Source organism: Lichenicola sp. GTC18331 (assembly GCF_055386855.1).
The window spans coordinates 1,196,755-1,210,417 of record NZ_AP045015.1 but is presented as its reverse complement, the minus strand read 5'-3'; the positions used below and the strand labels follow the sequence as shown (position 1 = coordinate 1,210,417).

Annotated in this window: 13 protein-coding genes and 1 tRNA gene; 8 read left to right on the top strand and 6 right to left on the bottom strand. The window is 67.3% G+C overall.

Going from position 1 to position 13,663, the window contains the following annotated elements; translation table 11 throughout:
* The first annotated feature begins 3 nt into the window (after window positions 1-3).
* Both ACZ5BM_RS05630 and ACZ5BM_RS05625 read left to right on the top strand, forming a co-directional pair.
* Window positions 4-1,464: a glycosyltransferase family protein gene (locus ACZ5BM_RS05630; protein WP_498910454.1), complete on the top strand. Its 1,461-nt coding sequence runs from the start codon at window positions 4-6 to the stop codon at window positions 1,462-1,464.
* 234 nt (window positions 1,465-1,698) lie between these two features.
* Window positions 1,699-2,901: a mechanosensitive ion channel family protein gene (locus ACZ5BM_RS05625; protein WP_498911508.1), complete on the top strand. Its 1,203-nt coding sequence runs from the start codon at window positions 1,699-1,701 to the stop codon at window positions 2,899-2,901.
* 58 nt (window positions 2,902-2,959) lie between these two features.
* Here the strand turns inward: ACZ5BM_RS05625 and ACZ5BM_RS05620 are convergent, their stop codons facing one another.
* A complete protein-coding gene (locus ACZ5BM_RS05620; protein WP_498911506.1) occupies window positions 2,960-3,844 on the bottom strand; it encodes a LysR family transcriptional regulator in 885 nt (294 codons plus the stop codon).
* A gap of 49 nt (window positions 3,845-3,893) precedes the next feature.
* Window positions 3,894-4,910, bottom strand: coding sequence for an NAD(P)/FAD-dependent oxidoreductase (gene trxB / locus ACZ5BM_RS05615; RefSeq protein WP_498910452.1), 1,017 nt, complete (start codon window positions 4,908-4,910; stop codon window positions 3,894-3,896).
* 187 nt (window positions 4,911-5,097) lie between these two features.
* Here trxB and ACZ5BM_RS05610 point away from each other — a divergent pair, with 187 nt between their 5' ends.
* The 6 genes from ACZ5BM_RS05610 to ACZ5BM_RS05585 all read left to right on the top strand — a co-directional run bounded on the left by ACZ5BM_RS05610 (window position 5,098) and on the right by ACZ5BM_RS05585 (window position 11,870).
* Window positions 5,098-5,577 carry an Lrp/AsnC family transcriptional regulator gene (locus ACZ5BM_RS05610; protein WP_498910450.1) on the top strand — a complete coding sequence of 160 codons (480 nt, stop codon included), beginning with the start codon at window positions 5,098-5,100 and terminating at the stop codon, window positions 5,575-5,577.
* Complete coding sequence (locus tag ACZ5BM_RS05605; protein WP_498910448.1) at window positions 5,577-6,734, top strand: glycosyltransferase; 1,158 nt, start codon at window positions 5,577-5,579, stop codon at window positions 6,732-6,734. The genes ACZ5BM_RS05610 and ACZ5BM_RS05605 overlap by 1 nt, the downstream gene beginning before the upstream one ends.
* Window positions 6,689-8,206, top strand: a complete 1,518-nt coding sequence (locus ACZ5BM_RS05600; RefSeq protein WP_498910447.1) for an ArnT family glycosyltransferase — start codon at window positions 6,689-6,691, stop codon at window positions 8,204-8,206. The genes ACZ5BM_RS05605 and ACZ5BM_RS05600 overlap by 46 nt, the downstream gene beginning before the upstream one ends.
* A 57-nt stretch (window positions 8,207-8,263) precedes the next feature.
* The gene (locus tag ACZ5BM_RS05595) at window positions 8,264-9,412 is read left to right on the top strand and encodes a flagellar motor protein MotB (protein ID WP_498910446.1); all 1,149 of its coding nucleotides are present in this window, start codon (window positions 8,264-8,266) and stop codon (window positions 9,410-9,412) included.
* Window positions 9,413-9,415: 3 nt separating this feature from the next.
* Window positions 9,416-10,282 carry a flagellar motor stator protein MotA gene (gene motA, locus ACZ5BM_RS05590; RefSeq protein WP_498910444.1) on the top strand — a complete coding sequence of 289 codons (867 nt, stop codon included), beginning with the start codon at window positions 9,416-9,418 and terminating at the stop codon, window positions 10,280-10,282.
* 85 nt (window positions 10,283-10,367) lie between these two features.
* Complete coding sequence (locus tag ACZ5BM_RS05585) at window positions 10,368-11,870, top strand: FAD-dependent oxidoreductase (RefSeq protein WP_498910442.1); 1,503 nt, start codon at window positions 10,368-10,370, stop codon at window positions 11,868-11,870.
* Between the two features lie 115 nt (window positions 11,871-11,985).
* Here the strand turns inward: ACZ5BM_RS05585 and ACZ5BM_RS05580 are convergent, their stop codons facing one another.
* The 4 genes from ACZ5BM_RS05580 to ACZ5BM_RS05565 all read right to left on the bottom strand — a co-directional run bounded on the left by ACZ5BM_RS05580 (window position 11,986) and on the right by ACZ5BM_RS05565 (window position 13,598).
* Window positions 11,986-12,399: an NUDIX hydrolase gene (locus ACZ5BM_RS05580; protein WP_498910440.1), complete on the bottom strand. Its 414-nt coding sequence runs from the start codon at window positions 12,397-12,399 to the stop codon at window positions 11,986-11,988.
* Window positions 12,396-12,863 carry a GAF domain-containing protein gene (locus tag ACZ5BM_RS05575; RefSeq protein ID WP_498910438.1) on the bottom strand — a complete coding sequence of 156 codons (468 nt, stop codon included), beginning with the start codon at window positions 12,861-12,863 and terminating at the stop codon, window positions 12,396-12,398. Before ACZ5BM_RS05575 ends, ACZ5BM_RS05580 begins: the two co-directional genes overlap by 4 nt.
* Window positions 12,864-13,025: 162 nt before the next feature.
* Window positions 13,026-13,102: transfer RNA gene (locus ACZ5BM_RS05570), tRNA-Arg, on the bottom strand.
* A gap of 55 nt (window positions 13,103-13,157) precedes the next feature.
* A complete protein-coding gene (locus ACZ5BM_RS05565) occupies window positions 13,158-13,598 on the bottom strand; it encodes a hypothetical protein (RefSeq protein WP_498910436.1) in 441 nt (146 codons plus the stop codon).
* Window positions 13,599-13,663 lie beyond the last annotated feature (65 nt).

The following is a 13,663-nucleotide window of genomic DNA, read 5'->3' as shown; positions in this document are numbered from 1 at the left end:
CCCATGTCCGACCGTTTCGATGTTGCGCCCCCCGCAACGCCCGCCGCCACGGTGACCGTGGTTCCCGTCATTCTGTCCGGCGGTTCCGGCTCGCGCCTTTGGCCCGTCTCGCGCGCCTCGTTTCCGAAGCAGCTCTGGCCGCTGGTGTCGGATCGCACCATGCTGCAGGAAACCGCCCTGCGCGGCGTGGGTGCCGGCTTCGCGCCGCCGATGGTTGTCTGCAACAACGAGCATCGCTTCCTGATCGCCGAGCAGCTTCGTGCCGCCGGGATCGAGGATGCGCGAATCGTGCTGGAGCCGGTGGGCCGCAATTCGGCACCTGCCATCGCTGCTGCCGCGCTTCTGGTGGCCGAAACGAATCCCCACGCGGTGCTGTGGGTGATGGCCGCCGATGCCGCCATCGCCCGCACCGACGCGCTGGCGGAGTCGCTCGCGCTGGCCGTGTCCGCCGCGACCGACGGCAAGCTGGTGTTGTTCGGCATGAAGCCGACCCGGCCCGAGACCGGCTACGGTTATATCGAGGTGGGCGCGCCAGTTCCGGGCCGTGACGGCGTGCATGCCGTGGCCGCGTTCGCGGAGAAGCCGAATGCGGTTCGAGCGCAGGAGCTGCTGGAGACCGGGCGGCATCTGTGGAACTCCGGCATGTTCGTGGCCACCGCGGCGACGCTGATCGAGGAGCTGCGCCTGCATGCGCCGGAGGTTCTGGCGGCGACGGAGCGCGCCGTCGGGCAGCGCGGAACTGATCTGGATTTCACCCGGCTCGACCCGGCATCCTTCGCCGCAGCACCCGACATCTCGATCGACTACGCGGTGGCGGAGCGCACCGCGCATGCGGCCGTGGTTCCGGCCGATCTGGGCTGGTCCGACGTCGGCTCCTGGGACGCGCTGTGGGACATCAGCGCCAAGGACGCGGACGGCAATGTGGCGATCGGCGACGTGTTTCTGGAGCACACCAGCGATTGCTATGTGCGCTCGGACGGCATCGTGACCGCCGTGACCGGGTTGCAGGATGCGATCGTGGTGGTGACGGACGATGCGGTTCTGGTGACCCATCGCCACCAGGCGCAGGACGTGAAGAAGGTGGTGGACCGTCTCCGTGCCGCCGGGCGGCACGAGGCGGTGGCGCATAACCGCTCCTATCGCCCCTGGGGGTTCACCGAGGGGCTGATCGAGGGCGAGCGCTTCCAGGTGAAGCGGATCGTGGTGAAGCCGGGCGAGCGCCTTTCCTTGCAGCGTCATTTCCATCGCGCCGAGCATTGGGTGGTGGTGGCCGGCGTGGCGCTGGTGACGCGCGAGGGCGAGCAGATCCTGGTGCGGGAGAACGAGAGCGTCTACCTGCCGCTCGGTTGCGTGCATCGTTTGGAGAATCCGGGCCGGATCCCGCTGACCCTCATCGAGGTGCAGAGCGGCTCGTATCTGGGCGAGGACGATATCGTGCGTTTGGAGGAGCCTGCCGCCGGCTGACCGGCGACCCCCGGCGGCCCCGACGGTCGCCGGGCTTCCCCCGCATCGGGGATTGGTCGCCACGCGAAACCGGCGTCGGCGGTCAGGGGCGGTTTTCCACCGCTTGCGGAACGATGTCCTGATTCTTGCAACTCCCCGGGCCATGCTGCATTGCAGCAATCCGGTCTCCATCCCGCCCCGGAGGATGGCGGCGTCTGCATGACCGCGCCAGACGCGGGGAAGTGGGTCCAGCGCGTGCGGAACGACTACGTCACCATTCTGTCCCGTCTTCGGCATCAGGTGGACTGGCTGCCTGGGCCGGTCTTCTCCGTGCTTCTGCTTCTGGCCGCCTTCGCCTGCGCGCTTCTGGTGGACCGGTTGATCATGGACGCGATCCTGCGTCTGCCGGGGGAACGTCGCGGGGCGTTCGTGCGCAATTTCATGCGCCGCATCCGCCGCACCGCGCGGCTGATGCTGGTGATCGTGATGGTCGGTGCGACCATTCCCGCCACCAGTTTTTCCATCGCGACCAGCGCCATCATGGCGAAAGTGCTGGCGGTGATGATGATCCTGGCGATCGGCAACGCGATTCGCATCGCCCTGCATGCCTTCACCGACGCCTATCTCGGCCGGATCGCCGCGAAGGGGCCAGTGGACGATATCGCGCTGCGCTCGCACCAGACCCAGGTGCGGATGCTGCGCCGCATGCTGGAGATCCTGGCCGGGCTGGTCACGGTGGGCGTGGCGCTGATGACGTTCGATTCAGTGCGGCAGTACGGCGTGTCGCTGTTCGCTTCGGCCGGCGCCGCGTCCCTGGTGGTGGGTTTGTCGGCGCGGCCTTTGCTAACCAATCTGCTGGCAGGCATCCAGATCGCCATCACCCAGCCGATCCGGATCGAGGATCTGGTGATCATCAACGGCGATTGGTGTTGGGTAGAAGAGATCACCAGCACCTATGTTGTGCTGCGCGTGTGGGATCTGCGCCGGCATATCGTGCCGATCTCGTTCTTTCTGGAGAACCAGTTCGAGAACTGGACCCATAACTCGGCGGCGCTGATCGGCACCGTGTTCCTTTATCTCGATTATGCGGCGCCGATGGATCGCATCCGCGCCATGCTGGACGAGGTGATCGAGACCTGCCCGCTTTGGGACCGGAACGTGCTGGCGTGCCAGGTGGCCGACAGCGACGGGGTGACCAAGAAGATCCGAATCATCGCCGGTGCGTCCGGCGCGCTGCAGAGCTGGGATCTGCGCTGCGACATTCGCGAGAAGATGCTGGACCGGATCATCGCCGAATGCCCGGAGGCGTTGCCGCGCAACCGTCAGGCTCTGGTGCCGTCCATGCCGGGCGTGGCGCCGCACTGGCCGGACCGGGAAATGTTGTCGCCGCAGATCCGGCGTCCGCCGGCGATGTCGGGCGGGGACGGGGCGGCATCGGCCGGGATCGGGGTGGGGTAACGAAAAACCGGCCATCCCGAGGGGATGGCCGGCCGGACTCGTCGCTGCTCGGCGGAAATCAGGCCCGGGCGGGCATTTCGGCGAGCAGGAAGTCGCGGAACACGGCGACGCGCTTCGAGGTGCGAAGCTCTTCCGGATACACGAAATAGGCCTCGATGGTCGGCGGCTTGATGTCGGTCATAATGCGCTGGAGACCGGGCCGGTCGATCAGCATGTAGTGCGGCAGCGAGCCGATGCCGAGGCCGGCTTCGATCGCGTCCGCGAGGGCGGTAAGGCTGTTCACCTCGAACACCGGCTGGCGCTTCTGGCCGTTGGAGCGGCCGAAGGCGGCGAGCCAGTTCACGTCCGCGACCGGCGGATGATAGGCGCCGAACATCAGCAGGCGGTGCTTGTCCAGATCCTCGGCCGTGGCCGGCGTGCCGTGCTTGGCGATGTAGGACGGGGCGGCGCAGACCTGAAGCTGGATGTCGGTCAGATGGCGCTGCACCAGATCGGGCTGACGCGGCGGATGCATGCGGATCGCCACATCGGCCTCGCGCATACCGAGATCGAGATCGCTGTCTTCCAGGATCAGGGTGATCGAGATGTCCGGATGCGCTTCCAGGAAGCGCGGCAGGCGCGGCGTGAGCCAGGAAGTGCCGAAGCCGGTGGTGGTGGTGACCTTGAGCCGGCCTGCAGCCTTCTCCTTGCTTTCGGTCAGCAACGCTTCGGTCATCGCCAGCTTGGCGAAGACGTCGCGCACCGTGCGGTTCATCTGCTCGCCCTGCTCGGTGAGGATCAGGCCGCGCGCGTGGCGGTGGAACAGCGGCACCTGCAACGCTTCTTCCAGCGCCGAGATCTGCCGGCTCACGGCGGACTGGCTGAGATTGAGCACGTCGCCCGCATGGGTGAAGCTGCCCGCTTCCGCCACGGCGTGGAAAATCCGCAGCTTGTCCCAATCCATGCTCATCGTTTCCTGCTTCCTGTCCGCATGACGGAGATGCGGACCGTGTTCAAGCCGCCGCCGCCCGGGCTGCGTTGGGGGCGGACGAATCCGCCTCGAGGGGAGAAGGCGCCGGGATGCCGGCCAGGAAACGCTCCGCATCGAGCGCCGCCATGCATCCGGAGCCTGCCGCGGTCACGGCCTGCCGGTAGATCTTGTCCTGCACGTCGCCGGCCGCAAATACGCCGGGCACGCTGGTGCGCGTCGTTCCGGGCTCGGTGACCACATAGCCCTCGGAATCGAGCTCGACCTGGCTTTTGAACACCGCCGTGTTGGGGGTGTGGCCGATGGCGATGAACACGCCGTCCACCGCGAGGGTCGACTCCGTGCCGTCCTGGGTGTCGCGCAGGCGGATGCCGCTGACCACGGGCGGGGTGCCGCTATCGGTGATCTCTTCCACCGTCTTGTTCCACAGCACCGAGACCTTCGGGTGGGCGAACAGGCGATCCTGGAGAATACGCTCGGCGCGCAGGCTGTCGCGACGATGGATCAGCGTCACGTGGTCGGCATGATGGGTGAGGTGGAGCGCCTCCTCCACCGCCGTATTGCCGCCGCCGACCACGGCCACCTGCTTGCCGCGATAGAAGAACCCGTCGCAGGTGGCACAGGCCGAGACGCCTGCGCCATGCAGGCGGCTTTCCGACGGCAGACCGAGCCAGCGCGCCTGCGCGCCGGTGGCGATCACCACCGTCTTGGCCAGGAACACGTCGCCCGAATCGCCGACCATGCGGAACGGCTCGCCCGGCGCGCGGGCCGAGAAATCGCATTCGACGATCAGATCGTGGATGATTCGCGTGCCGACATGCTCGGCCTGGGCTTGCATCTGTTCCATCAGCCACGGGCCCTGAACCGCTTCGGCGAAGCCCGGATAGTTCTCGACATCCGTGGTGATCATGAGCTGACCGCCCGGCTGCAATCCTGCCACCAGCATCGGTTTGAGGTTCGCACGCGCGGCGTAGATCGCCGCGGTGAAACCCGCCGGGCCGGCGCCGATCACAAGGAAATCGGTGGTGAAGGTCTGGCTCATGGTCTGCGAATCGGTTCCATAGTCGGGTCAAGGATATGAGCGCGCGATGCTGCCGTGCAAGCAAGTTGGCCCCAAAGACCCGTTGTCATGTCCCATGATCAAGACAAACCCGTTTCCGCGCAGGAACGATCGCGACTGTCCCCGCCGGGCTTTTCGCCGCGTCGGCGGTGCCATACATAGGGCACCGATGCAGACCGCCGACAAGATGCCAGCCGAACTGGATGCGATCGATCGCCGGATCGTCGCCGAACTTCAGCGCGACGGCCGGATGACCAATGTGGAGCTGGCGCGGCGCGCCGGCATCTCCGCGCCGCCCTGCCTGCGGCGTGTGCGCCGTCTGGAGGAGCTGGGCGTTCTGCGCGGCTATTACGGCGACAGCGATCCGCATCTGCTCGGCTGGAGCATCGTGTTCTTCGCGCTGGTCGGTCTGGACAGTCAGAAGGAAGCGGTGCTGACACAGTTCGAGACCGTGGTGGCCGAATGGCCGGAAGTGCGCGAATGCCACATGATCCGGGGCGGCGGTGATTTCCTGCTTCGTTTGGTGGCGCGCGATACCGCGCATGAGAACCAACTCACCCGGCGCCTGACCGAGATGGCGAATGTGAGCCGCCTGCAGACCCTGCAGACCATCCGCACCAGCCGCGATCTCGCCGGCGTGCCGATCTGATGGATGATCGTGTCGGCGTGACCGCGTTCGATCTGTCCAGCGCCTCTGCGCTTGAGATCAGCGTCGTGATTCCGTGCTTTCGCGAGCGGCCTAATATTCGGCCGATGGTGGCGGCGCTTGATGCGGCGCTGGCGGGTCTGCGCTGGGAAGCGATCTTCGTCGACGACAACAGCCCGGACGGCACCTCGGACGAGATCCGCGCCGTGTCGCAGGCCGATCGTCGTGTACGGGGTCTGCGCCGGATCGGTCGGCGTGGTCTCGCCTCTGCGGTGATCGAGGGGATTCTCTCGTCGTCCGCAGAGATGGTGGCGGTGATCGACGGCGATCTGCAGCATGACGAAACGCAGATCCCGGTGCTGCTGGAAGCGGTGCGCTCCGGGCGCTGCGATATCGCCGTGGCGTCACGCCATGCCGAGGGCGGCGATGCGGCCGGGCTGTCCTCTGCATGGCGGCATCGCTTGTCGGAAGGCGGCATCCGCATGGCCCAGGCCGTGTTGCCGAAACGACCCGGGTTTCCGCCTTTGCGCGACCCGATGAGCGGGTTCTTTCTGTGCGAGCGGTCGTTTTTCGAGCGTGCTGCGCCGTATCTGAGCGGGCACGGCTTCAAGATCCTGCTCGATCTCATCCTGTCCGCGCCGCGCGCGACCGGCGAAGTGCCGCGAGTCCTGGAACTGCCGGCCCGGTTCCGGCCGCGCGTGCAGGGCGAAAGCAAGCTCGACGCGCTGGTGCTGGTGCAGTTCGCGGCCATGCTGCTGGACAAGTTCTGTCGCGGTCTGCTGCCGCTCCGGTTCCTGAGTTTCGCGCTGGTCGGGCTGGCCGGCGTGGCGGTGAACCTGCTGGTGCTGGACGGCGGACTCTGGTTCGGGTTCGATTTCAACGAAGCGCAGCTGGTCGCCACGGTGGTCGCGACGCTGGCCGATTTCTGGCTGAACAACACGCTGACCTATCGCGATCGCCGTCTGCGGGGCGGGCGTCTGTTGATCGGACTGCCGTTGTTTCTGCTGGTGTGTGCCGTGGGCAACGTGGCGGGAGTCGGCATCGCCCGGGCGCTGTACGACAGCCATCACGGCTGGCAGCCGGCCGGCGCCGCCGGTGCCGCGATCGCCGTGGTATGGAACTACGCCATATCGTCCACCCTGATCTGGCGGGCGCGGTGACGCTGCGCGGGTTGCCCACGCGTCCGAACGTTACGGTGTTCCTGGGATTTCTGGCGGCGCTGACGGTTCTGCGCCTGGTGGTCGCCGGGTTCGCGCCGCTGTCGGCCGACGAGACCTATTACTGGGTGTGGTCGCGAGCGCTGGCGCCCGGTTTCCTGGACCATCCGCCGATGGTGGCGGTGTGGATACGGCTCGGGACGTGGCTCTGCGGCGACGGCGGGCTGGGGATTCGCCTGTTGGGGCCGCTTTCGGCAGCGTTGGGGACGATCCTGCTGGCGTCGGCGGCGGCGGATTTCGGTCCTGCGGAAGGACGCGCGGCACGGGCGGTGGTGGCCGGGACGCTGCTGAACGCGACGCTGATTCTGGCCGTCGGCAGCATCACCATCACACCGGATACGCCGCTTCTGTTTTTCTGGACGGCGGCCTTGTTTGCGCTGGGACGCCTGCATGCGACCGGCCGGGCGTTGTGGTGGCCGGTGGCCGGGATCGCCATCGGTCTGGCGCTGGACAGCAAATACACGGTGGTTCTGCCGGGGGCGGGCCTGGCGGCGTGGCTGGTTCTGACCCGTCCCGGCCGCGTCTGGCTCCGGACGCCGTGGCCGTGGATCGCGGCGTTGCTGGCGGTTCTCGTGTTCGCGCCGGTGCTGGACTGGAATGCCGCGCATGGCTGGGCCAGCTTCGCCAAGCAGGGTGGCCGAACCGGAGACTGGCATCCGGCCAGAGCGCTTCAGTACTTGAGCGAACTGGCCGGCGGGCAGATCGGGCTGGCGACGCCGGGCGTGTTCGTTCTGATCGCGCTCGGGCTTGTGCGGGCGATGCGGGCCGGGCGTGCGGGCGATCCTGCCGGGTCGCTGCTGTGCTGGGTGACGCTGCTGCCGGTCTGCGTGTTCGTGCAGCACGCGTTCGGCGATCGCGTGCAGGCGAACTGGCCCGGATTGCTGTATCCGTCCGCTGTGCTGGCGGCGGCTGTATGGGCGCCGCGCGGCTGGCGTCCGGCGGCGGCTCTGGGGCTGTTTCTGGCCGTGCCGCTGTATCTCCAGGCGGCGGCCGCGCCGTTCGACCTGCCACGCAAGGTCGATATCACGCTGCAACGATTGGCGGGCTGGCCGGTCCTGGCGCGGGAGACGGCGGCGCTCGATCCCGGGTTCGTCGCGGCCGACGAGTACGGTCTGGCGGCCGAGTTGGCGCATGCGCTGCCGGCCCGTGAGGTGATCGCGGCGGAACCGCGCTGGCGCTTGTTCGGGCTGACCCATCCGGATCTCGCCGGACGCAGCGGCATTCTGCTGCGCGATGCGCGTCGCAAGGACGGCCCGGACCCATCGCTCTGGGTGCTGCGTGGCGCGCCGATTCCCGTGTCGCGGGGACGGGGCGGCCGGACAGCGGAAACCTATCTGGCTTGGCCGGTCTCCGTGCCGTTCGGTTTGTCGCGCGCGGAACAACAAGAGTTCGCCCGGATGCCGTCGCCGCATTAGCGAAGCGTTAAGTGCGCCCTGCCTAGGATCGCCCGTCGGATCGGAGGGGCAAGCCGGATGGCCAAAAGGCGCGGCAAGGGCGAGGGCGGCACCGTCGTCATCAAACGAGAGGAGATCATCGCCGGGGGCCATCATGGCGGCGCCTGGAAGGTCGCCTACGCCGATTTCGTGACGGCGATGATGGCGTTCTTTCTGTTGATGTGGCTGTTGAACGCCACCACGGAACAGCAACGCCGGGGCATCGCCGCCTATTTCAGCCCGTTGGCGAACGTGGAGAATGGTTATTCCGGTACCGGGCTTGTGCCGGGCGGTATCACGCCGCTCGATAACGGCACCGATCTGGCGGCGAAAGCCAACAGCGCGCCGAAGGTGATGATCATCGGTGCGCCCGCGCGCTCCTCGTCGCCGGACAGCAATCCGGGCAACACGGTGCCGGCGCCTGAGAACAGCAAGGCGTCCGACGCGCCCGCCATCCTGAACGGTGGCGGCCCCGTGCCGACCGATTCCGATCAGTCGCCGGACATGTCCGGACAGGACGGGCATGGCGGGGAAACCGCACGCAACGATCCGATGGCGCCCGTGAAAACGGATGGCGCCGTCGAACAGGGCAAGGCGGCGGTCGGCAGCGGGCCCGAGGCGGCGGCGCGCGAGCAGCATGCCCTGCAGAACGCGGCCGCGGCGCTGACGCGCTCGGTCGCCTCCGATCCGAGCCTTGCGGGTACGGCCGGACAGATGGCGATCGACGTGACGCGGGAGGGTCTGCGCATCCAGATCATGGATCGCGACCAGCAACCGATGTTCGCACGCGGCGGCGTCGCGCTGAACGAGCGTGCGGTGGCGCTCTTGCGCAAGGTGGCACCGTTCCTGGCCGGGTTGCCCGAACCGGTCTCGATCGGCGGCTATACCGACGCTGCGCCCTGGCCGCCCGGGCCCGTGACGAATTGGAGCCTGTCCGCGGGACGCGCCAATGCCGCGCGCGACGTCCTGGTGTCGGCCGGTTTGTCGGACAGCCGCATCACCGAGGTGTCCGGCTATGCAGACCGGCACCTGCTTCTGCCGGCGCAGCCGATGGCGGATGCCAACCGGCGCATCGTGCTGACCTTGCGCCGGATGCAGGCGCCGCCGCCGGCTGCGGCCCAGGCCGCCGCCCAGGCTGCCGCGATCGCGCCCGTGGATGCCCCTGCGAAACCGGACGGGGGGAACTGAGACATGTTCACCCTGGGCGGATTGGGTTTTCTGCTGGCGTGCGTGTTCGGCAGCTTCATCGCGTCGGGCGGTGCGATCGGGCCGCTGATCGCCTCGATGCCGTTCGAGCTGCTCAGCATCCTGGGAGCGGCCATCGGCACGTTCCTGATGGCGAACTCGATGCACGACATCAAACACACCATCGGCGGCTTCAAGAAGGTTCTGAAAGGACCCTCGTTCAAGAAGGCCGACTACGTGGAGATGCTGAGCCTGCTCTACTATCTGGTGAAGCTGGCGAGCTCGAAGGGGCCGACGGCGGTGGAGCCGCATATCGAGAAGCCGGAATCCTCCAGCGCGTTCGCGGCCTTTCCCAAGGTGCTGTCCAACCATCATGCCACGGCCATGATCTGCGACTATCTGCGCATGGTTGGCATGAACGTGGACGATCCGCACCAGATCGACGACCTGATGGCGCGCGAGCTGAAGAAGACGCTGGCGGAAGAGCTGCATCCGAGTCACGCCTTGCAGAGCATGTCGGACGCGCTGCCGGCCTTGGGAATCGTCGCCGCCGTGCTCGGCGTGATCAAGACCATGTCAAAGATCAGCGAACCGCCCGCCGTGCTGGGCGAAATGATCGGCGGCGCGCTGGTCGGCACTTTCCTGGGCGTGCTTCTGGCCTATGGCGTGGTGGCGCCGATCTCCGCCCGTCTGAGCGGCGTCGTGCTGGAGGAATCCAAATACTACGAGCTGATCCGCGCGGTGATCGTCGCGCATCTGCACGGCAATCCGCCGCAGGTCAGTATCGAGAGCGGGCGCAAGATGGTGCCGAACGAACATATGCCGAGCTTCGGCGAACTCGAGGCCGCGGTGCAGAACCTGCAGATCAGCTGAAAAACGCGCGGGAGCCGGACACCTGGCCACGCCGATTGCGTTGACCTGTCGCGTCGTCCAGAGCGGCGAAGGCAAGGGAGCGATCATGATGCAGCATGTGGCCCGGCTCAAGGATCTTGCCGATGGCAAGCCGTTCAAGGTCGAGTTGGACGGAACGGCGATCGTCCTGTTGCGCGACGGCGACGCGGTGCATGGTTTCGCCGCAACCTGTCCGCATGCTGGTGCGCCGATGGAAAAGGCCGCCTTTTGTAAAGGCCGGCTGATCTGCCCGTGGCACAAGGCGATGTTCGACGTGCGCGATGGCGGCCTGCTGGAACCGCCGGCGCTGGAGCCGATCGAGCGGTTTCTCGTGCGCGTGGATGGAGACGACGTTTATGCCTGCGCGACGAAGCTGCCGTCGCCGGAAGCGCCCGAGAGCATCGGCGAGACCAAGAGTTTCGCGATCGTCGGTGCGGGGGCTGCGGGTGTCGCTGCGGCCTTGTCCTTGCGCGAATTCGGTTTTGCCGGGCGGATCGATCTGGTCCATGGCGAAGGCGGTACGCCGTTCGATCGCACGGCGTTGAGCAAGGTGGTGCTGGCCGGCAAGAAGACGCCGGACGAAGCGCCGTCCCTGCTGACACCGGAAATGGCGGAACGGAAGCGGATCACGCTGATCGCGGATCGTGTCGCGCGGCTGGATCGAGCCGGAAACGTGCTGCACCTGGAAAGCGGCGAACGTCTCGGTTTCGATGCGATCCTGCTGGCGCCAGGCAGCGTGGCCAAGCCGCTCGACGTACCCGGTGCGGATCGCGCGGGCGTCCATACGCTGCGCACGCGTGCGGACGCGACGGCGATCATCGAGTCCGCGAAGAGCGAGCCGCGCGTCGTGGTGGTCGGTGGCGGATTCATCGGCTTGGAAGCGGCGTCCGCTCTGCGGTCGCGTGGTCTCGATGTCGAGGTGGTGATCCCGTCCGGCTTGCCGATGGCGAAGATCCTGGGCGAGGAGATCGCCGGCCGTCTACGGGCGCTGCATGAGCAGAAAGGCGTCCGGTTCACGGTCGGCAAGGTCGAGTCGATCGCCGGCAACGACCAGGACGCGCCGGCCAACGCCGTCGTTTTGGAGGATGGGCAGCGTCTGCCGGCCGGTCTCGTCCTGGTGGGCGTCGGCGTATCGCCCGCGACCGGTTTCCTGGACGATCTGGAGCTGGCGGAGGATGGCTGGCTGGATACGGATCGGCAGATGCGTGTTGCCGGCAATGTTTTTGCCGCTGGCGACACGGCCCGGTTTCCGTTCGGGCCGGACGGCGTTCCTGTCCGTATCGAGCACTGGCGCGTGGCGCAACAGCAGGGGCGCGCGGCCGCAGCTGCGATGCTGGGCCTGGACGATCCGTTCGATCGGACGCCGTTGTTCTGGACCATGCAGCATGGCAAGCGGATCGAGGTGCATGGCCATCCGGACGGGTTCGATCGCGTCGAGATCGACGGCGATCTGGATGGGATGGCGTTCATCGGACGGCAGTTCCGCGGCGAGACGCTGGTGGGACTGATCGGCTGCGGGCGCGATACCGAGATGGCGGCGCTGACTTTGACACTCCCCGCCCGGCCCTGATCGGTGCCCGTGCGCGGCGTGCGTTCCGATCCGACGCTGCTGTTTCGGGGCCAGGCGCGCGTCCTTGCCGATGATGTCCTGCCAGGTCTGCGAAGAGTCCGGCAGTGGCAGGGAGTTAGCCTGGGAGGGGCGCCTGTCGCGCCAGGGCAGCGGTGCCGAGGCTGAATTCCGGCGCGGCGTCGTCGAGAGCGTAGATCGCGAACCAGCCGACCTCCAGCGCGTCGGTATCGGCGATCGGGTCGCCGTCCGGTGCAGAGCAGGCGACGGCGACCAGAACATAGTGCCGTCCCGGCGCGTCGTTCTCGGGCGGCCGGATCACGTCGATGGCGGTGATGACACCGGTCGCGGTCGATCGGAGTCCGGTTTCCTCCCGCAGCTCGCGTTCGGCGGCCCGCAGCAGCGGTTCGAACGGCTCGATATGGCCGCCGGGGAAACCCCACAGGCCGCGATCCGGCGGATTGGCACGCCGCACCAGCAGAACGCGGTCGTCGCGCCGAACTACGGCCAGAACGGCGGCAATCGCACTCATGCGCGACGCAGCGAGTCCAAAAGCAGCAAGGCCGCTCGTTCGCAGAGGATCTTGTCGTCGGCCGAGAATCGGCCGGGGATCGGGCTGTCGATGTCGAGAACGCCGAGCACGCGGCCATCCTGGATCAGAGGGACGACGATCTCGCTGCGCGAGGCCGCATCGCAGGCGATATGACCGGGGAAGGCGTGCACGTCCTCGACGACGATGGTGCGGCGTTCCTGCGCGGCGGTGCCGCACACGCCGCGTCCCAGGGGGATCCGCACGCAGGCGACCTTGCCCTGGAACGGGCCGAGCACCAGCTCGTCGCCCTGCAGGAAGTAGAAGCCGGCCCAGTTCACGTCCGGCAGCGTCTGGAACAGCAATGCCGCCATGTTGGCCGCATTGGCGATCAGATCGTGCTCGCCTGCGAAAACCGCCGCCAGGGTTTCCGGCAGGGAGTCGAGATCGGTGTCGTGGTTCAGCATCGGCGTGATCCGGGCGTGAGGGCGAAACGCCGTCAGGTCGCAGATTTGCGGTCTGGATGCAAAGGGGCGGAAGGGCTCGGGACAGGAGAGCCGGCGGAACGGTGCGTATCGCAACCGTTTTGCAGTGATCTGCAAACCGCCGGCTCTTCAAGCCTGAGAAGGTGGCGCACCCGAAAGGACTCGAACCTCTAACCCCCAGATTCGTAGTCTGGTGCTCTATCCAATTGAGCTACGGGTGCCTGCCGTGGGAGCGGGGTTTAACGGAGTGCTCCGGGGTCCGCAACCCCCCTTTCGTCATTTTCCGAGCACGCGGTCGAAGGCGTGGTGTTCGGGGCGCCGGAGGGTGATGGAGGCGCGGCAGGCGGGTGTGCCGTAGGTGCCGTCGATGCTGGTTCCGTCCGCCGCCATCGCGCCGTCGAACACCATCGGCAGCGGTTTGTGGTCGGCGTCGGTCAGCGCCAGCTGCGCATGGAGGGATTTGCTCCCCGGCGCGCGGATCCCTTGCAGCACCAGCACGCCGCCGCCCGGGACGAAGGAAATGTCCTTCCCGTCCACCAGGAGGCGGGATGGGCGATCGGTGGGGCAACGCCCTTTTTCCGTTTGCAGCGTGCCGGCCCATTCGCCCTGAAGCGTTCCAGGTGCCGGACCGCCGCATGCGGCCAGGACGGGCAGCAACAGCGCTGCGGCCCATGCGGCGCCGATCGGTGCGGCGCGCGTTTTCTCGGTCGGATGCATGGCTTGGTTTCCCCTTGACCCTGGCCCCTTGCCGGGACGGTCGGTATAGCAGGCCGGATATTCTC

Coding starts and splice junctions, on each gene's coding strand:
- ACZ5BM_RS05585 (WP_498910442.1), top strand. CDS start 10,368: ATGATGCAGCATGTGGCCCGGCTCAAGGATCTTGCCGATGGCAAGCCG.
- trxB (WP_498910452.1), bottom strand. CDS start 4,910: ATGAGCCAGACCTTCACCACCGATTTCCTTGTGATCGGCGCCGGCCCG.
- ACZ5BM_RS05605 (WP_498910448.1), top strand. CDS start 5,577: ATGGATGATCGTGTCGGCGTGACCGCGTTCGATCTGTCCAGCGCCTCT.
- ACZ5BM_RS05580 (WP_498910440.1), bottom strand. CDS start 12,399: ATGAGTGCGATTGCCGCCGTTCTGGCCGTAGTTCGGCGCGACGACCGC.
- ACZ5BM_RS05565 (WP_498910436.1), bottom strand. CDS start 13,598: ATGCATCCGACCGAGAAAACGCGCGCCGCACCGATCGGCGCCGCATGG.
- ACZ5BM_RS05620 (WP_498911506.1), bottom strand. CDS start 3,844: ATGGATTGGGACAAGCTGCGGATTTTCCACGCCGTGGCGGAAGCGGGC.
- ACZ5BM_RS05595 (WP_498910446.1), top strand. CDS start 8,264: ATGGCCAAAAGGCGCGGCAAGGGCGAGGGCGGCACCGTCGTCATCAAA.
- ACZ5BM_RS05575 (WP_498910438.1), bottom strand. CDS start 12,863: ATGCTGAACCACGACACCGATCTCGACTCCCTGCCGGAAACCCTGGCG.
- ACZ5BM_RS05630 (WP_498910454.1), top strand. CDS start 4: ATGTCCGACCGTTTCGATGTTGCGCCCCCCGCAACGCCCGCCGCCACG.
- ACZ5BM_RS05600 (WP_498910447.1), top strand. CDS start 6,689: ATGGAACTACGCCATATCGTCCACCCTGATCTGGCGGGCGCGGTGACG.
- ACZ5BM_RS05610 (WP_498910450.1), top strand. CDS start 5,098: ATGCAGACCGCCGACAAGATGCCAGCCGAACTGGATGCGATCGATCGC.
- motA (WP_498910444.1), top strand. CDS start 9,416: ATGTTCACCCTGGGCGGATTGGGTTTTCTGCTGGCGTGCGTGTTCGGC.